Genomic DNA, 18945 nt, shown 5'->3' with positions numbered 1-18945 from the left:
GTTGTATAACAATCTTATAACGTTAATTTATCTATATTTCATAACCATCTGGATTATTTATAAATCCCCATACTCTTTAAAGTTATCGCGCCACCAGACCTCTCATGCTTGGCACGTTCGTTGCGAAGGGAGACATCTTATATTTTGGCAGTTCGACAATATAACAGGGCTTTCTACACTAATTTTTATTTCATAGTTTACAAAATAGTGCATTAGAACCTAATTTGGTTAATTATGGAATGATATAATCATTATCGGTGATGGGTATTTATTCCATCACACATTATCATTCCAGGAGGGTTTCCCAATTGTTCAAGAAATCATTAATACTCACTACAATGGCCGCTGTACTTTCTTGTAGTGCAATTCTCCCGGTAACGCAAGCATTTGCTGCTGCAAAGACTATCCCTGTAACATCTGTAGCTGTTAATGTTACGGACGGACAAGTGGAAGCTTCCGGAAAGTTGGGTGTGCTGGTTAGAGGTGCTCTCGGTGTAATTAAGGGAGCCGTTAAAACCGGTGGCGATGTACTCTACAATGTTGTAAAATGGCTTGATAAAGATACGGCAAAATATTTTGCCAACAACTCCAGCAAAATCATGAAAGGTATCGATAATGCAATAGCCAAAATCGATACGGCAAGGGATTATGCGACTGGAACGATCAGAACCATCGTTCTTGATGGCCTTCGCATGGCAGGTGTTCCTGATTCATACGGTGTGGCAATTGCTGAAGCAATTGCTACGACAGTTGACTGGCTTCTGCTGTAATTAAATTCGATATAGAGGGGGAGGGATCTTCAATGTTCCTCCCTTTCTATTTATGCACTTGAGGTGAATGGAACAATGGAACAACGACTTGCGGAGTTAATAGAACTAGTTAGAAATCAAAGCAATCAAATTCTTGAGATGCAAGAAAAAATAAATGTATTGGAAGATAAAGTGTTACGTTTATCGATCTGTAAGATCTCCAATGGAAACTATCCTTACTACGATTTTATTTTGTCCTACGGCATGACACCTGACCAACAAACTCGGATCAATAGGTTGTTTATGGCTTTATCCGAAAAGCTCGTTGGCAATAGATTACCTTCTGGTCTCAAGAAAGAGGGTTATTCCACTGCGTTTTTATTCAGTGATGAATCCATTCAATTGGATGACGTAAAAAAGGCAATCACAGATATATGGCCTGTTACAGATGATGACCTGCTATTGTCTTTAATAAAAGCGATGAAAGACCAAGGAATGCAGATTGAGGTTTGTGATTATCTGCTTTCCCAAGCGTAAATAACCATACATTTCGATTAGATTGGTTGTGACCTATTATGAGAAAGTTCTGTTTTCTCTTTTTAATATGTTTGTTGGCTGCATCTTTTACTTTTGCAGAGGAATACATATCAGCTCAAGAAGCTAAAACAAGGTATTTAATTTCATTTCAGACCTCGATTGATTACAACCTAATTCATACGCTGGAAGGCAAGATAGTAAGAGAATATCAAGAAATGCCTGTTGTACTGGTGGAAATTTCAGAGGGCAAGGCTTCGAAACTAAACGACTACTCCCAAATTCAATTTTATGAGCCAGATCTCAAAATCAAAGGTACACCAGAAATCGAAGCTCTTTCCGAGAGCGGCATAAACCCTGAAGGGACAGTCCCCTTATCACAATCAACTCAGGAAATCCCTTGGGGAATTGAAAAAGTAAATGCGTTGAAAGTTCAAGAGAAAGGTTTTACTGGACAATCTATAAAGATTGGAATCATAGATTCTGGAATTGACTATAAACATGACGATCTATTGGTATTCGGTGGTATAAGTTTCGTCGACGGAAACCCAGATTATTTAGATGATCACGGACATGGCACTTCAGTGGCAGGAATTATCGGTGCCCGAAATAATGATATAGGTATCCTAGGTATTGCCCCGGAATCTGAACTGTATGCAATTAAAGTCTTAGATTCAAATGCTAATGGAAATATTAGTGATGTAGTGTCGGGGATAGAATGGTCCATTCAAAATAAAATGAACATCGTTAATCTGAGCTTGGAGACGACTACAGACAGCAAAATACTGAAGAAAGCTGTGAAAGAAGCTTACAAAAAGGGGCTGTTACTGGTATCAGCCGCCGGAAATTATGGATTCAACGAAGGCGATACAATCGCTTACCCTGCTGCATATAAAGAGGTTATCGCTGTAGGGGCAATAAATAGCAGAAATGAACGAACATTTTATTCGGCCTCGGGTAAAGACCTAGAATTGATGGCTCCTGGAGCAAGTATATTTACTACGTCACTGAATAACCAATATGCGATGAACCTAGGCACCTCAATGGCCTCTTCGCATGTGGCAGGCGTAGCTGCCCTGATTTGGCAGGCTAACCCCCAACTTGATAACAAAGACATCCGTAAGATTTTGGATAGGACAGCTACCGAAATGGGTGAAAAAAGACTGTATGGACATGGCCTTGTTGATGCATGGAAGGCCTTAGATGATATGGTGAAATAGAATAGCAGAAACAAACAAAGGGATCGATAGTTATCGATCCCTTTAATCTTCAAATAAATGCCTAAGTACGATCTGCCGATTCTCTAAAAACCTCCGGGTAATCTGATAATGATCGGTATCTTCATAAGCGATCTGTGATATAGGGTTGCTATCGAAATTGATGATTTGGGCGTCTGGGTAACCTAATAGAATAGGTGAGTGAGTTGCTATAATGAATTGTGATGAATCAGACAGATCCTTTATTATTCGAAGCAGCGACAGTTGTCTTGCTGGTGATAGTGCTGCCTCTGGCTCATCTAACAAGTATATTCCTCTTTCTTTGAATCTATGTTTGAACAAGCTCAGAAAAGATTCACCGTGAGACTGGCTGTGAAGGGAACGACCACCATACGAATGATATCCCCCTATGAGGTCGATGTGTGAAGCAAATTCATAAAAAGACTCTGCTCTCAAAAAAAAGCCCGTAGTTATTTTAGGGAACCAGGATAATCTTACGAAATTCCCAAGCGCAGCTTCAGAAGACTCTACAAAATAGGCATTGTTTCTTCCTCCGCCTGCTGTATTGAACCCGCATTGATAGGCCATCGCTTCTAATAGTGTCGATTTGCCCGAGCCATTTTCACCTACAAAAAAAGTAACTTTATTTGAAAAATCTATGGATTCCATCCTCTTTATTAACGGCAGGGAAAATGGATACGCATGAAAGTTATTCATTCTTTCCTTTAAGATCGTTACACTTCTTAGAAACATTGTTTTCCTCCTTCTAGGGAAGAAATTTTTTTCTTAATTATTCGCTGCATATTAATTTTATCAGTTAAGGTAAAAATACCATGTCCTCAAATGTAAATCAAGATTTGAGGTAAGCCGTGAGGGAAGAACCGGGATTTTGGAATAGGGAGAACGGACGCTCGAGGATTTCATTCACGTTCTTAACTAGAAGAAAACTAATAGAAATGAATCAATCGCGTTGTTACCGATAAATTTCATCAAAGTGGATCTAAAAAAGGGGCTGAATGGATGACAGGCTTTTTATCGTTAACCGAAAATGGACAAGAACATTGTGTGACATCAATAAATAATCAGTTGATTATATAAGTAATTGCTTATATAATAAGCAGGAAATCAAGGAGGTGAATCGGCACATGATAATCTCAATAGAAGAAATGGCAGAACAGTTTAAGTTGTTAGGTGATAAAACTCGACTTAGAATTGTCTCACTTTTATCTCAACAACCGATGTGCGTCTGTCATTTAGTTGCGCTATTGCAAACGACTCAACCAAATATTAGCCAGCATCTTCGTAAATTAAAGGACGCGGGTTTAGTGGTCGAGGAGCGAAGAGGACAGTGGATTTTTTATTCTCTTTCCATTGAGGGTAAACCTCATTTAAAAGAAGCAATTGAATATTTGCCGAAGGTAGGGGAAAAAGAGCAGGAAAAATTAAACGCGTTGGTGTGTGAATAAGGAGGTGGATGTTATGAGTCAAGGTAACACCAAGAGACTCTCTTTTCTGGATCGCTATCTCACCTTTTGGATCTTTGGGGCAATGGCCATTGGATTAGGGTTAGGGTATCAGGTTCCTAATTTCTCCGAAGTACTTTCCAGCATGCAAATGGGAACAACTTCGGTACCGCTAGCTATAGGTCTGATTGTGATGATGTATCCGCCGCTTGCAAAAGTGAAGTATGAAAAGCTTGGACGGGTGTTTAAGGATTGGAAGGTACTCCTTCTCTCCTTAGTGCAGAACTGGATTATCGGTCCGATTCTAATGTTCTTATTAGCTATTTTGTTTCTAAATGATATGCCTGAATACATGATCGGACTAATTATGATTGGGCTTGCAAGATGTATTGCGATGGTCTTGGTATGGAGTGATCTGGCTAAGGGAGATCCTGATTACACAGCAGGTCTTGTTGCATTCAACTCGATCTTTCAGATCCTGTTTTATTCCGTTTTTACGTATGTATTTATTACAGTGCTGCCAGGCTGGTTTGGGGTTGAAGGCGCTGTTGTTGATGTCTCCATGAGACAGATTGCAGAGAGCGTGCTAATCTACTTAGGAATTCCGTTTGCAGCAGGGCTGCTGACACGTGTGATTGGAATCAAGCTGAAGGGTCAACAGTGGTATGAACAAGTGTTAATTCCGAAGATTAGTCCACTGGCCCTGATTGCACTACTATTTACGATTATCTTGATGTTCACGCTTAAAGCAGAATTAATTGTTGAGCTGCCACTTGATGTAGTTCGTATTGCGATTCCAATGATCATCTACTTTGTGGTGATGTTCTTAGTATCCTTCTTCTTATCGAAAAAGTCAGGAACCTCCTACCCAGTGGCTTCATCCTTATCATTTACGGCTGCAAGCAATAACTTCGAACTGGCGATAGCTGTAGCGATTGGCGTATTTGGTCTGGATTCAGGAGTTGCATTCGCCGCGGTAATTGGGCCGCTCGTTGAAGTGCCCGTATTGATCGGGCTTGTAAATGTATCGCTGTGGATAAAGCGGAAGTATTTCGAGTCTGCACGAAATAAGTAAGAGCTAGGAGAGATTAAGGATGAGTAAGCCATTGATTTATTTTCTATGTACAGGAAACTCTTGTCGGAGCCAGATAGCAGATGGATGGCTAAAAGCGTTAGGCAGCGATCAATACGAGGTCAAGAGTGCAGGGTTAGAGGCGCATGGTTTGAATCCAAGAGCGGTTCAAGTGATGAAGGAAGCTGGAATTGATATATCGAACCACACCTCTGATGTGATCGATTCTGAGACTCTCAATCGTGCAGATTATGTCGTAACCCTCTGTGGGCATGCGGATGAGCACTGTCCTGCGATCTCAAATCCCCGAGTGGTGAAATGGCATTGGGGATTTGATGACCCGGCGAAAGCCGTTGGAACCGAAGAGGAAATCATGACTCAATTCCGTGAGGTGCGAGATGCAATCAAAGCCAGAATCGAAAGTTTCCTAGTAGAAGGAAAATAATCAACGCTTTGAACCGACCCTTGTGGTCGGTTTTTACTTAGGGCATGAAGGAGTACGTAACATGAAAGGCACAACTGATTTAACCCAAGGTAAGATAATGCCGACTTTGATGAAGCTATCACTTCCAATCATAGCAACCAACTTCATCTCTACAACTTATGGACTTGTCGATATGATGTGGGTCGGCAGGCTCGGAAGTGGCCCTGTTGCAGCTATTGGGACGGCGAGCTTCTTTATTAATCTAGCGATCGCTTTGGCCACAATGATAACGATCGGAACGGGGATAAAGGTGTCCCATTGTATGGGAGCAGGCGAGGGCGATAAAGCAAAGACCTATATCAAAAATGGATTCATTATGTCTGTCTTGCTAAGCCTTCTTTATATGGCATTCGTCTTTTTGACAAAGGATCAGCTTGTCGGGTTCTTTGATTTAGGTAGTGGTGAAGTTGAATTGATGGCAAAGCAGTTCTTATTAATCTCCATCTTGGGTACTGTCTTTTCCGTCGTAAATATGTTGTTCGCGACCATATTGAATGCGATGGGAAACAGCAAGCAGCCGTTTCATATCTTCACGGTTGGCCTTATTCTTAATATCATTCTCGATCCTTTACTGATTTTTGGCGTAGGATCATTTGAAGGATTGGGCGTTGTAGGGGCAGCTATTGCGACTTTGATGGCAAACCTTCTTGTGACGGTATTATTTATTATTCAAACAAGACATTCCGAGTTGATTACCAAATCATCCGCATGGAATAGCAGCCTTATGAAAGAAGTCATTCGACTGGGACTACCGATCACCATTCAACGGGTGACCTTCACATTGATTTCCATCATCATCGCAAAGATCATTGTGCGCTTTGGTTCGGATGCAATTGCGGTTCAAAAAGTCGGTATTCAGATTGAGTCAATCTCCTACATGACCATAGGTGGGCTGCAAGGCGCTATTGCAGCTTTCTTTGGACAAAATTATGGAGCGCGTCGATTAGATCGTATCCAGCAGGGATACCAACAAGCTTTGTTGCTGACGTCGGGATTCGGTATCTTTATATCGATCATCTTTATTCTCTTCCCTGGGCAGCTCTTCTCTGTATTTTTATCTGATGAGGCGAGTTTAGCGCTAGGGACGGATTATATGCGGATCATTGGTTATTCCCAACTGTTTATGTGCATGGAGCTTATGACGGTAGGTGCCTTTAACGGAATCGGGAAAACCCATATCCCACCGATTTTCAGCATTACCTTTACAGCATTACGAATACCACTAGCTCTGATTCTATCCGAACCATTCGGCTTGAATGGGGTGTGGATGTCTATTGCATTAAGCAGTGTGTTCAAGGGAATCGTTTTGATCTTCTGGTTTAGGAGAACACTGCGCAAAATGAAAGTTCCACAAATTTCGGCTTAACATATGAATGAAGGAAGGTTCAACATGTGAATTTGCTACATCGTGATATCATACAACAAATCGTCGATAAATCATTAAATATGGACTTGTTTCGAGGTCAATTTGGCTTAGAGAAAGAGAATGTTAGGGTAGATCATGAAGGTAAATTGGCGCTAACCCCACATCCTAAGACGTTTGGAAGTAAAACGGAGAATCCCTATATCCAAACCGACTTTTCAGAGAGTCAGATCGAGATGATTACCCCATCTTTTGACTCGATTGAAGAGACCTATCGATTCATGGAAGCTATCCATGATATTGTGTCATTAGAGCTTGATGGGGAGTACTTGTGGCCAAGCAGTAATCCTCCAATCTTACCTGATGAAAAAGAGATTCCTATTGCTAAGGTAAATGATCCTGTTGCGGATGAATACCGACATGAATTAGCAGATAAGTATGGTCGCAAAAGACAACTGCTAAGTGGAATCCATTATAATTTCTCGTTTGATGAACGGCTCTTACGAAAGTTGCATGAAACGCTAGGGCAAGGTGAAGCCTACAAGGACTTCAAGGATGCAATTTATTTTAAGATCGCACGCAACCTGCTTCGGTACCGTTGGTTGCTCATCTATTTAACAGGGGCAAGTCCAGTCTTTGATAAGACCTATATCGACAAGTGTGTGTCATTAGGCCATTCAGATGATAACAAGAGCTACTACTTCCCGAATATGAATTCGCTGCGAAATAGTGTATGTGGCTATCGGAATGAAAAACCGTTCTATGTATCCTTTGATTCAACACATGACTACGTTCGGGATTTGAACAGGTTAATTCGGCAGGGCGAATTGCTAAATGCAAAGGAATTCTACAGCCCCGTTCGCTTGAAAACAGCCAAAGGGTTGAATCCTTTGCAAGAACTTGTAGAAGACGGAGTAGCTTATTTAGAGCTGCGCTTGATTGATCTCAATCCACTACATAAGATTGGGATTAGTAAAGATACGATGTATGTTATCCACCTATTCATTCTCTTTATGCTGCTCAAAGAAGATGAGCCTTTCGGTACGGAAGACCAGAAGATGGCGGATCTCAATCATGATCAGGTGATCACGGGAGGCATGGAAGGGAACTTATATGATTCTAGGGGCTCCCGCAGCACGATGAAGGAGATGGCACTTGCTTGTATCCGTGAGATGCAAGAAATGGTGCGGCTTTTGAATCCTGACGGGGAAGAGTTGATCCAAATCCTAGATGGGGAGATGCAAAAAATCCTTTATCCCGAGTTGTGCTTTGCCTACAGGATTAAGTCGGACATTCAGAAATCCACTTATATGAAATATCATCTGGCTAAAGCCAAAGTGTATGCCGAAGAGAGCGAGAAGAGTGGGTACCGTTTTGTTGGATATGAAGATTTAGAATTATCGACTCAATTGCTTCTAAAGGCAGCTATGAAACGTGGGATTACGTTCAAATTAATCGACCGAGACGAGAATTTCGTTCTGCTTACTAAGGGAGATCACAAGGAATATGTAAAGCAGGCTACCAAGACATCGCTTGATTCCTACAGTACGGTATTGATCATGGAGAATAAAATTGTGACGAAAGAAGTTCTAAAAGAGCGTGGCATTCGAGTACCGAATGGGGATGCCTTCCGTAGTCAGGAAGAGGCATTGGCTGCCTATGAAACGTACCGTGACAAAGCTATCGTCATTAAACCGAAGTCCACCAACTTTGGGTTAGGTATCACCATATTTAATCGTTCGTTCACGAAAGAGGACTACCAAAAAGCATTCGAGATGGCGTTTAAACACGATCAGACGGTTCTGCTTGAAGAATTCATGACAGGTAAGGAGTATCGATTCCTAGTCATGGGCGATGAAGTTGTAGGGATACTGCATCGCGTACCGGCGAATGTCGTGGGTGATGGAGTTCACACGATTGAGCAGCTCGTCCATGAAAAGAATAAAGATCCGCTACGGGGTCGCGGTTATAAGACGCCTTTAGAGAAAATACAGCTAGGCGAAGCAGAAACCATGTACTTAAAGAATCATAACCATCAATGGAGTGAGATCCCTTCCTTAGGTCAAGTTGTCTATTTACGGGAAAACTCCAATATCAGTACAGGTGGAGATAGTCTTGACTATACCGATGAAATTCCAGAAAGTTATAAGAGATTAGCCATTGAATCAGCAAAGGCCGCAGGGGCTACTTTATGTGGAGTAGACATGATGATTGATGATATTATAATTGAAGCATCCGATTCCAATTACAGTATTATTGAGATCAACTTTAACCCAGCCATTCATATCCACTGCTATCCATACAAGGGGAAAAACCGTAAGGCGGATGGGAAAATTCTCGACTTGCTGTTTGGAGAAGTGGCAAACTAATTATGAATAGCCGATCTGCTTATAGCGATCGGTTTTTTTCTTTGTAAGTAAAAATAAAAAACTATGGGTAGTGGGTACCTAGTGGTTAATGGATTCAAACCAATCTTCTGCCCGGTTATTACAAACCGTATGGAAGATTGGTTTTGATGATATAAGAAGCTGCTTATACTTTACGCTTTGCGACTTCTTGATATAATGTCTCCAGATGTTGTTGAACGCTTCGAAGTTCATCTTTTCCTCTTAATGTAATATCGTATAGGGAGCCTGTAATCGTTAGATAACCTTCGCTCGTCAGATGATCCAGCTCTTGTTTTACTTGCTGTGGACTACATTGATAGCCGTGGCTGTTCATTTCAGGTTGGATCTCCTCAGGTGCAAGTGCATGTTGATTCGCATGATACAACAGGTGAATGCGTGCAAATGCGTTTTCGAAATCTGAATGCATGGTGAAAAATCCCCTTCTCATAAATGGTATTCAATCACAGTTATCATTGTTTTTCTGTCCCTGCATTATGCATTCCCCTGACTAAGCAGTTGAAAAATATACTTGATCCTGGTTAAACTTCTTGTATGATCAGCTAGCATTCACTTTACAACAATCAACGAGGTATAAAACATGACAAAAACCATTCTAATCGTCGAAGACGAGCATATATTGCGGGAAATTATGAAAGACTATTTTAGCAACGAAGGATATAACGTTCTAGAAGCAGGGGATGGCAAAGCAGCATTACAAATATTTCAGGAAAATAACGTGGATCTGCTTATTCTTGATATTATGCTGCCAGAATTAGATGGTTGGTCTGTATGTCGTCGGATTCGAAAAATTTCAAATGTCCCTATTATTATGCTGACCGCTCGCGTAGATGAGGACGATACACTGCTCGGGTTTGAACTGGGGACAGACGACTACGTTACCAAGCCTTACAGCCCTCCAATCTTACTCGCACGAGCGAAGCGATTGCTAGAAAACCGACAAATGCAAGAAATGGACAACGAAATGATCACTAGCAGCGGCATTTCAGTCTATGTGCAGTCTCGTACGGTTACAGTAGATGGAGTTAGCTGCAGCTTGACTCATACTGAATTTGAAATACTTGCGTACTTAATGAAGCACAAAGGGATTATTATCACGCGCGAACAATTGATAACGAAAATATGGGGTTATGACTATGAAGGCGATGAACGGACGATCAACAGTCATATACGGAATTTGCGTCAAAAACTAGGGGACAAATCTGATTGCATCGTTACGGTTGTTCGGTCTGGCTATAAATTTGAGGAGATAACATGAAAAAAGGGATCGTATTCAAATTATTTGTGTTAACAACAGCGCTATGTTTGCTTATCCTCGCCATCATTTATTTTGGCCAAACCGTATTTTTCAAGAAATATTATGTCCATCAAAAGGTAGAGAATGTGAAAGCAAGCCTTGAAGCATTCGCTCAAAACTATGCTAACCCAGACAATCACACGGTAGAGATACAGCGGCTGGAACAGGAATTTTATCGAGAGCATAATACATGGGTAACTGTACTGGATCAACTCGGCAATATAAAAGAAAGCAATGATGACTCGATCGAAGTGAAAATAAATGGCGTTAGTGGTGGGGATTTCGCTGCCAAAACCATCACAATCCCTTTATATAGCTTTAATGATTTTCAGGGAATCCGACAAGGACATGAATTTCTACGAAAAGGGACCGACGCCGTAATTCAAGTCCTTAGAAAAGGGATAGAAGTTATTCCTTATCGAATGAGCATATATAACTTCGCACTTACGTGGGAGAATAATCAAATTGCAAACAAAGAACATGAGCTCTTTCCAAATGGAAATGAAGAAGATTGGAATAATGAGAAATTCCCCAGTCTTTACTTAACCGGTACCATAACGAAAACGACACTTCCTGCAAAAAATGAACCTATACGATTCATTTATTCGAACCATCTGTTCTTAGACCGAATCAGAGCATTTCAAGCAGAATTGCTATTGAAGAATGTAGAAGCGGCAACCGCTGCATTAGAGGGTGCGTACGAAGAGAATGAGATCAAATATAAACAGTTTGTTATGCCTATAAAAGACAAAGAGGGGAAGGACGCATATCTATTTGCAATGACCTCCCTGCAGCCAGTTGATGAAGCCGTGCAGATGATCCAGGATTATTATGTTTATCTCATTGTATTCGTTCTGGTGCTTATATTGCTGGCCTCATTCTATTATTCCAAAGGTATCGCCAGACCTTTATTGCGAATCAATCAAATGACCAAGAAAATAACGGAGCTGGATTTCTCTGAAAAGCTTCCGATTACGTCAAAGGATGAGATCGGGGCTCTCTCCCGCAATATTAATGAGCTATCGGACAAGTTGCATTCCTACATCCAAAAGCTTCAGCATGACATTGAAAAGGAAAAGCAGTTGGAGCATACACGCAAGGAATTCATTTCCGGTGTGTCACATGAATTGAAAACCCCTCTGAGTGTCATCCAGAGCTGTCTGTCGATATTGAAAGATGGGGTAGCGAATCACAAGAAGGATTACTACTTTGCTGCGATGGAGAGTGAAGTGAAGAGAATGGATCTTCTCATCGTGGACATGTTGAAATTAGCGAAATATGAATCAGGTACCTATAAAATACAACTGGACACATTCCGTATCGATACAGTCATTGATGAATCGTGTAAGAAGCTCTCTGCAGAAATCGCAAAAAAGCAATTGAACTTACATGTATCCCTTGCTCCGATCGAAGTCGTGGCCAATCAGCTCCTCATCGGTCAAGTCATCGTCAACTTTATCAATAATGCGATACGCTACACTCCAGAGGGGCATTCCATTCATATTTCCATGAATGAGGAACAGGAATCGGTGAAGGTATGTATTGAAAATACAGGTGTCCATATACCGTCAGAGAAAATCGAGAAAATATGGGATCGCTTTTATCGGGGAGAAGCTTCCCGCCATCGTTCTACTGGAGGAACTGGCCTTGGGCTAGCCATTTCCAAAAAAATATTGGAACTACATGAGGTTAATTACGGTGCACGCAATACAACAGATGGTGTTCTGTTCTTTTTCTACCTCAAGAAAAGCAACTTCTAAAAAAGCCATAAGCCAAACCAATTCAGATTCGGTATCCAGGAGCAGTTCTTGTCAACATCAAGAACTGCTCTTATTTTATTTCAAATCAATCTCTTCTGCACTTTATCTGCATCTCTCCACATTAAACTATCCATTGTTATGAGGTAAGACAACACATACATCAATGGATAAAAAAGTGAGTCACAGGAGAGGAAGATGATAATGTTGAACACATGGAAAACGATACTGCTGGCAGGGATGCTTGTTATTTCCCTAACTGCTTGTGCAAATCAAAATGGCGGAACATCTTCGATGGCAGTTGATACAGAAACCTCAACGAACAAAGACGCAACAACGCTAAAAGAAGCCGCAACATCAATGAATGAAAATGATGAATTGAAATCGTTGTTCAAAAAAAGTGTATTCTTTGGCGATTCCATTACAGAAGGGTTTATGTTTCATGATGTTTTAGACATCAGGAATGTATTTGGAGAGGCCGGCAAAACAGCCTTCTTCGCGGTAAAAGACAATGACGTGGCCAAGCTGGTCGAGAGAAATCCTGAGCATTTATTTATCGCTCTCGGCTCAGATGACATCCTCTGGCCAACGGATAATCCGTTGCAGTTCGCGATTCAACAATATGGCTTGCTGCTCGACCAGATCAAAGAGAAGCTCCCTTCAACCAAAATAACGATATTGTCGGTAACCCCGGTAACAGAGAAAGCATTAAAAGAAGAGCCGCGGTACTCCAATATTGCCGCTTACAATCAAATGTTGAAAGAACTGGCTGGCAAAAAACAAGTGAAGTTTGTAGATGTATCCTCTATTGCTGAGCAGAATCCAGCTCTCTATGAGGAGGACGGCATTCATTTCAAAGCTGAATTTTATCCGCTTCTGCTCGACTTTCTGAAAGGCGAACTGTAATACGCTTCGCATGAAGGAGGTCGACGAGTGTTGGTATTTAGCAGTCTGATTTTTTTGTACCTGTTTTTGCCGATGACCCTTCTCATCTATTTTATAGCACCGAATCAACTGCGAAATGTAATTTTGATTGTAGCAAGCTTAGTGTTCTATGCATGGGGAGAACCTGTTTACATCTTTCTCATGATCTTTTCAACTGTAATCGATTATGGGTATGGGTTGCTTATTGATAAATATCGGTATCGAAAAAGTACAGCTAGAGCATTGTTGGTCTGTTCCCTTGTCGGAAATCTTGGGATTCTCGGTTTCTTTAAATATTACGGATTTCTGGTTGAGAATCTCAATTCGCTGTTTGGCTTGCATGTAGAAGTAACGACACTCCCGCTCCCTGTAGGCATTTCCTTTTACACATTCCAAACCATGTCTTATATTATCGACGTGTATCGAGATAAGGTTACCGTTCAGAAAAATCTGATCGCTTTCGGCACCTATGTGACGATGTTCCCGCAGCTTGTTGCAGGGCCTATCGTTGCATACGGTGATGTTGCGAAACAACTTATACTGCGAAAGATTCCATTATCGCGATTTGGGGAAGGCACACAATTGTTCGTTAGAGGCCTTGCAAAAAAGGTGCTGCTTGCGAATCATATCGGCATGCTCTGGTCAAGCATCAAAGCATCACCTGCGTCTGACTTAACCGTAGCATCTTCTTGGATCGGCATTCTTGCCTTTAGCCTGCAAATCTATTTCGACTTCAGTGGATATTCAGATATGGCGCGCGGCCTTGGCAAAATGTTCGGTTTTGAGCTCACAAAGAATTTCAATTATCCGTATATTTCAACCAGTGTCTCAGAGTTTTGGCGTAGATGGCACATATCACTAGGTTCTTGGTTCCGGGAGTACGTATACATTCCTCTAGGCGGGAACAGGGTAAGGGGCGTGAAGCAGTTCCGCAATTTATTTGTTGTATGGTTCCTGACCGGATTGTGGCATGGTGCAAGCTGGAATTTCATCATATGGGGTCTTTATTTCGGATGCTTTATTGCGATTGAGAAGCTGTTCCTGCATAAATGGTTGATGCATCTCCCTCGCGTAATGGGGAATTTATATACACTTCTCATAGTCATGGTGGGATGGGTATTCTTTGATCTAGATGGTTTATCGGCAGCCATCTCATTTCTAGAAGCTATGTTTGGCTTCAGCACATACCATTATGCTGATAACAACACTTATTATTATTTGTCGACGAATCTAGTTGTATTGCTGCTTGCAATGCTAGCAGCTACGCCGTTGCCGAGGAAGATGTTGTCAGCACTGAAAAAAAGATACCCATTAGGGAGCGCAATTTTATCGCCAATCGTTTATGTTCTATTCCTGTTACTCTCTACAGCCTATTTGGTCAATGACACGTATAATCCCTTCTTGTACTTTAGATTTTAAGAAAATGGTACATCACATCTTACTAAGGAGGTGATTTCACTTGAATCGTTATGACAAGTTGTCTCAGTCTGTTATCGCTGTATTGTTTCTTTCACTAATCGGCCTTATTTTCATACTCAACCTGATCCTGCCGAAGCGGGAATTCTCAGAGGAAGAAAATCGGAAGCTTGAGCAGTTACCGACGTTTTCATTTCACAGCTTTATTTCGGGGAAGTTCACATCCAACTTTGAGAAGTTTATGACGGATCAATTCGTAGTTAGAGATGTATGGGTCGGTGTAAAGTCAAATGCGGATCAAGCGATAGGTAAAAAAGAAAGTAACGGTGTGTATCTTGGTAAAGACGGCTATTTAATTCAGAAATTCGCTGAAATAAATAAAAAAGAGCTCGAAGAGAAAATTCAATCGATCAATGCTTTCCATTCTTCGACGCCTGACCTTAATAAGTATGTAATCCTTGCTCCGACCGCTGTTAGTGTGCTGCAAAGCAAGCTCCCTACATACGTATCTGAGAATCGAGAGCTGGACGCTCTTCATACCGTAAAAACTTCTTTGAATCCAGGGATTCGCTATGTTGATGTATACCCAGTGCTCTCTTTGCATCAGAATGAACCGATCTATTATAAAACCGATCATCATTGGACAAGTAAGGGTGCTTACTATGCGTACCAGCAGCTAAGCAATTGGATGGGGTTCAAGCCGGTGAAGGAAGAGGAATTCGATATACAGACGGTAACATCCGATTTCTATGGTTCCTTATATTCAAAGAGCGGATTTAGGAATTTGCACCCGGACAGCATAGATTTGTATGTACCGAAGCACGAAGGGAAGGTAACCGTCGATTATGTCGAAGAGGAACAGTCCACGAATTCGATGTATGCGATGGACAATGTGAAGAAGAAGGACAAGTACACCGTATTTTTTAACGGCAATCATTCTATGATTCAGATTAAAACAAGTAATCACGAAGGAAAGAAGCTGCTGGTGGTCAAGGATTCCTATGCGAACAGCTTCGTACCTTTTTTAACATCGCATTTCAGTGAAATTTATATGGTTGACCTTCGATATGATGAAGGAGATGTTGCTGCGCTTGCGAAACAGCATCAAATCCATGACATGTTGATTCTGTATAACATGAATACATTCATTGAAGATCCATCGATCAATTATATAGCGAACGAAGAAGGGTAAGGAAGGAGCGGGATCATGCCCATGAACTTTTATCATCATATTGCTAGAAATAAACGTTTCTTTGCATTACTCCTATTCATCTTTGCAATTAGCGCATTAGTAGGATGTGCTTCGGAGCAGTCAGACATTAATGTGTCTGCTGCCAAGATAGAGGATCAGATGAAACAATCGGTCAAGTTCGATAAGCTGAAAAAAGGGGACGCGCATAAGCTGAAGAAGCTGTACGACCTTGGTACAGAACAAGTTGAGGACTTCTTGGTATATACTGCTTCTTCTAACGTCAGAGCGGATGAAATTGTTGTCATTAAAGTGAAGGATGAAAGTCAGATAGATAGTGTCAAGGCAAGTATTGCACGAAGAATCGACGCTCAAGCAGTTAAATTTAAGGATTATCGCCCTGATGAATATGCTCTTCTTGAAAAACACGTACTAAAGGTGAAATCTCACTATGTTCTGTTTGCGGTCTCAGCTGATGCTGAGCAGATCGAAAAGGCATTTGACGAAGCATTAAAGTAAAAATAGGTTACTGAACGATTCGGCCTATCCCGGGAAAGCATCAAACATGTCATATGTACAAGATTTATATGGTTATCGGCTGCATCAGAACATTTTTCTGGTGCAGCTTTTTGTATAGAAGGCTTTTTCTTTTTGTATAGAAGGACTGATTATATCGGAAGGGTAATAAAACATATCGTACATCGCCGCTATGGTTTTCTTGTACACTTAGCAGCAAACTTATGTTACCATCAAATAGGTATTATATTCCATAAGAACTCATAACGTCAAAAATAGATTGTTGAGCTAACCATAAATAAATTAGTGGAGATGTCCATGATCAAAGTACTTGTGGTCGATGACGAGAGCAGCATCCAGGCGGCCTTAGTGTACGCGCTGAGCAGGGAAGGTTATGAGGTGGAGACAGCAGCCGACGGTCAGGAGGCGCTGGAAAAGGTGGAGACGTTCTCGCCCGAAGTTATGGTGCTCGATGTCATGATGCCTCGTGTAAGCGGTTATGACGTATGCCGCAAGCTGGATGGACAGCCGCGGCCTGCGATTCTGCTGCTGACTGTCAAGAATGATATTGTCGATAAAGTGCTGGGGCTGGAGCTGGGTGCTGACGATTACATGACCAAGCCTTTTGATATGCGGGAGCTGTTGGCCAGAGTCAAGGCTCTATCACGCCGGGGAGGTTATGTACAACAAATGCAGCAGGAGCAGCAACAGGATGTGCTGAGATTGGGGGATTTAACCGCAGAGATGTTCAGCCGCACGGTATCTATCGAAGGAGAACTGCTGGATTTAACGCCTAAGGAATTTGATCTGCTGGTCTTGCTGATGCGCAATCCGGGTCGAGTCTATTCACGGGAAATGCTGCTGGAGAAGGTATGGGATATGGATTTTGCGGGCGGCACCCGCACCGTAGACATCCATGTACAGCGGCTGCGCAAAAAGCTGGGCACTCACCATGGACTTATTCAGACCGTGTACGGAATCGGCTATAAAAGCACGGGTCACCCTAGATGACCGGAAAATTTCGACTGGGCCTAAAGGGGAAAATGTCTTTGCTGCTCGCCCTGCTGCTGGTTTTTGTCGTGACCTGCCTGAGCGTGCTGGTGCTGAGCGGCATCCGGGAGAACCAGCGAACCATGCTTGAGCAGTCTTTTACCCGCCAGGTAGAAGCTGCTAATCTGCGCGTGCGGGAAGAATATCTGACCGAAGACAGGATGCCGCCGAATCAGTTTATGCAGCAGATGGGTCAACGGCTGGCCGTTGATTTGGGCGCACAAAGCGGCATGGCGGTGACTCTGTATACGGTGGATGGCTCCATTGCCGGCACCTCGCTGCCGTTTCATCCACAGGCCGATGTGCAGGATGCGCTGCAAATTACAACACAGGGGCAGTCGGCGTACATTACCGAAGGGGATCAGCTATTGTTTCTGGCTCCCCTGTACAATGCCGAGCAGCATCTTGGCACGGTGCAGTTTCATGCTTTGCTCACCGAGCAAAATACGTTTTACGCTCAAATTCGCCAGTTGTTTCTAGTTGCCGGAGGCGTCGTGCTGGGTGTCGGTTTTCTCATTGGTTACGTGTATGTCCGGCGGCAGGTCAATGTCATTGACAAAATGAACAAGGCGGCATCGCAAATTGGGCAAGGCGATTATCTATCGGGTCCTTCGGTAGTCAGAAAGGATGAGCTGGGGGAGCTTGCACAAGGAATCTATGAGATGAGCAGGAGCATCTCCACGTCAGTCGGTGCTCTGCATGAAGAAAAGCAGAAGCTGCTAGAAACGGTGGGGAGACTGCGAGAACTGGAGCAGCAGCAGAAGCAGTTCATCGGCAATATCAGCCATGAGCTGAAGACACCGTTAACCTCGATTATCGCGTACGCCGACCTATTGAATATGTACAGCGATGATCCTGCCCTGTTGGATGATGCCGGAAGGCGCATCCATAAGGAGGCACAGAGGCTGTACAGTCTTGTAGAGAAGGCGCTGCAGCTGTCAGCGATGGATGTTTACGAGTTTGAGACACATGCGATGGCGGTGTCGCTGCAGCCATTGCTGGAGGAAGCTGTGGCCCAGCTGCAAGGAAAGGCGGACATCTGCAGGGTTACGATCCATACTTCGCTTGCTGCAGGTGAGGTGTGGGCCGATCCGGAGAACGTAATGCATATCATGCTAAATTTGCTGGACAATGCGGTGAAATATAACCGACCAGGCGGACAAATTCACCTGCTAAACTACCCTGTAGCGTCAGCAGACGGAGCACATCGGATGATCATCGAGGTTGCCGATACAGGAATCGGCATTCCAGAGGAAGCTGTATCCCGCATTTTCGATCCTTTCTATACAGTCAGTAGAGACCGATCAAGAACCAGTGGCGGAACAGGACTTGGGTTAGCGCTGGTTCGCAATCTGGCTGAGAAGCAAGGGGGAACGGTGCAGCTTGCCGAGACGGGATCGGGCGGTTCGCGGTTCAGGGTTGAGCTTCCACTACATGCTCCTGGTTTAAAAGTTCAATCTATACACCCATACAAAGGCGAAGCCCGGAATGAATGAAATCATCCGGGCT

At 42.6% G+C, this 18945-nt stretch carries 18 protein-coding genes; 16 read left to right on the top strand and 2 right to left on the bottom strand.

Features of this window, described 5'->3' with window-relative positions:
- The first annotated feature begins 308 nt into the window (after window positions 1–308).
- The 3 genes from NO352_RS10605 to NO352_RS10595 all read left to right on the top strand — a co-directional run bounded on the left by NO352_RS10605 (window position 309) and on the right by NO352_RS10595 (window position 2503).
- A complete protein-coding gene (locus NO352_RS10605; protein ID WP_268620684.1) occupies window positions 309–770 on the top strand; it encodes a hypothetical protein in 462 nt (153 codons plus the stop codon).
- Window positions 771–845: 75 nt separating this feature from the next.
- Entirely contained in the window at window positions 846–1286 is a 441-nt protein-coding gene (locus NO352_RS10600; RefSeq protein WP_005550667.1) for a hypothetical protein, read from the top strand.
- A gap of 38 nt (window positions 1287–1324) precedes the next feature.
- Window positions 1325–2503 (top strand): S8 family peptidase, encoded by a 1179-nt coding sequence (locus NO352_RS10595; RefSeq protein ID WP_289355599.1) that lies wholly within the window; start codon window positions 1325–1327, stop codon window positions 2501–2503.
- 42 nt (window positions 2504–2545) lie between these two features.
- Here NO352_RS10595 and NO352_RS10590 read toward each other — a convergent pair whose 3' ends face one another.
- Window positions 2546–3253: an AAA family ATPase gene (locus tag NO352_RS10590; protein WP_262866719.1), complete on the bottom strand. Its 708-nt coding sequence runs from the start codon at window positions 3251–3253 to the stop codon at window positions 2546–2548.
- A 392-nt stretch (window positions 3254–3645) separates the two neighbouring features.
- Here NO352_RS10590 and NO352_RS10585 point away from each other — a divergent pair, with 392 nt between their 5' ends.
- The 5 genes from NO352_RS10585 (at window position 3646) to gshAB (ending at window position 9251) form a co-directional block, all read left to right on the top strand.
- A complete protein-coding gene (locus tag NO352_RS10585; RefSeq protein ID WP_005550673.1) occupies window positions 3646–3966 on the top strand; it encodes an ArsR/SmtB family transcription factor in 321 nt (106 codons plus the stop codon).
- Window positions 3967–3979: 13 nt separating this feature from the next.
- Entirely contained in the window at window positions 3980–5038 is a 1059-nt protein-coding gene (arsB, locus tag NO352_RS10580; protein WP_289355598.1) for an ACR3 family arsenite efflux transporter, read from the top strand.
- 19 nt (window positions 5039–5057) lie between these two features.
- A complete protein-coding gene (gene arsC, locus NO352_RS10575; RefSeq protein ID WP_289355597.1) occupies window positions 5058–5480 on the top strand; it encodes an arsenate reductase (thioredoxin) in 423 nt (140 codons plus the stop codon).
- A 61-nt stretch (window positions 5481–5541) separates the two neighbouring features.
- On the top strand, window positions 5542–6885 hold the full coding sequence (locus NO352_RS10570; protein WP_289355596.1) for an MATE family efflux transporter: 1344 nt from the start codon (window positions 5542–5544) through the stop codon (window positions 6883–6885).
- A 26-nt stretch (window positions 6886–6911) separates the two neighbouring features.
- Window positions 6912–9251: a bifunctional glutamate--cysteine ligase GshA/glutathione synthetase GshB gene (gene gshAB, locus NO352_RS10565; RefSeq protein WP_289355595.1), complete on the top strand. Its 2340-nt coding sequence runs from the start codon at window positions 6912–6914 to the stop codon at window positions 9249–9251.
- Window positions 9252–9414: 163 nt separating this feature from the next.
- Here gshAB and NO352_RS10560 read toward each other — a convergent pair whose 3' ends face one another.
- Window positions 9415–9696, bottom strand: a complete 282-nt coding sequence (locus tag NO352_RS10560; protein WP_289355594.1) for a hypothetical protein — start codon at window positions 9694–9696, stop codon at window positions 9415–9417.
- 171 nt (window positions 9697–9867) lie between these two features.
- Between NO352_RS10560 and NO352_RS10555 the strand changes: the two genes are divergently transcribed.
- From NO352_RS10555 to NO352_RS10520, 8 genes are all read left to right on the top strand, one after another.
- On the top strand, window positions 9868–10545 hold the full coding sequence (locus NO352_RS10555) for a response regulator transcription factor (protein WP_289355593.1): 678 nt from the start codon (window positions 9868–9870) through the stop codon (window positions 10543–10545).
- Entirely contained in the window at window positions 10542–12344 is a 1803-nt protein-coding gene (locus NO352_RS10550) for a sensor histidine kinase (protein ID WP_268620671.1), read from the top strand. The genes NO352_RS10555 and NO352_RS10550 overlap by 4 nt, the downstream gene beginning before the upstream one ends.
- A 195-nt stretch (window positions 12345–12539) precedes the next feature.
- Window positions 12540–13247, top strand: coding sequence for a GDSL-type esterase/lipase family protein (locus tag NO352_RS10545; RefSeq protein ID WP_268620670.1), 708 nt, complete (start codon window positions 12540–12542; stop codon window positions 13245–13247).
- Between the two features lie 30 nt (window positions 13248–13277).
- A complete protein-coding gene (locus NO352_RS10540; protein WP_289355699.1) occupies window positions 13278–14684 on the top strand; it encodes an MBOAT family O-acyltransferase in 1407 nt (468 codons plus the stop codon).
- A gap of 40 nt (window positions 14685–14724) precedes the next feature.
- Complete coding sequence (locus tag NO352_RS10535) at window positions 14725–15873, top strand: DHHW family protein (protein ID WP_289355592.1); 1149 nt, start codon at window positions 14725–14727, stop codon at window positions 15871–15873.
- A 15-nt stretch (window positions 15874–15888) separates the two neighbouring features.
- A complete protein-coding gene (locus NO352_RS10530) occupies window positions 15889–16389 on the top strand; it encodes a DUF4358 domain-containing protein (protein WP_262866720.1) in 501 nt (166 codons plus the stop codon).
- A gap of 315 nt (window positions 16390–16704) precedes the next feature.
- A complete protein-coding gene (locus NO352_RS10525) occupies window positions 16705–17397 on the top strand; it encodes a response regulator transcription factor (protein ID WP_005550689.1) in 693 nt (230 codons plus the stop codon).
- Window positions 17394–18932: a sensor histidine kinase gene (locus NO352_RS10520; RefSeq protein ID WP_289355591.1), complete on the top strand. Its 1539-nt coding sequence runs from the start codon at window positions 17394–17396 to the stop codon at window positions 18930–18932. Before NO352_RS10525 ends, NO352_RS10520 begins: the two co-directional genes overlap by 4 nt.
- Window positions 18933–18945 lie beyond the last annotated feature (13 nt).

The organism is Paenibacillus sp. S-12, from assembly GCF_030363895.1.
Classification (GTDB): Bacteria; Bacillota; Bacilli; order Paenibacillales; family Paenibacillaceae; genus Paenibacillus_B; species Paenibacillus_B alvei.
The sequence above is the reverse complement of the archived record's forward strand: the minus strand, read 5'-3'. Positions and strand labels throughout refer to the sequence as shown.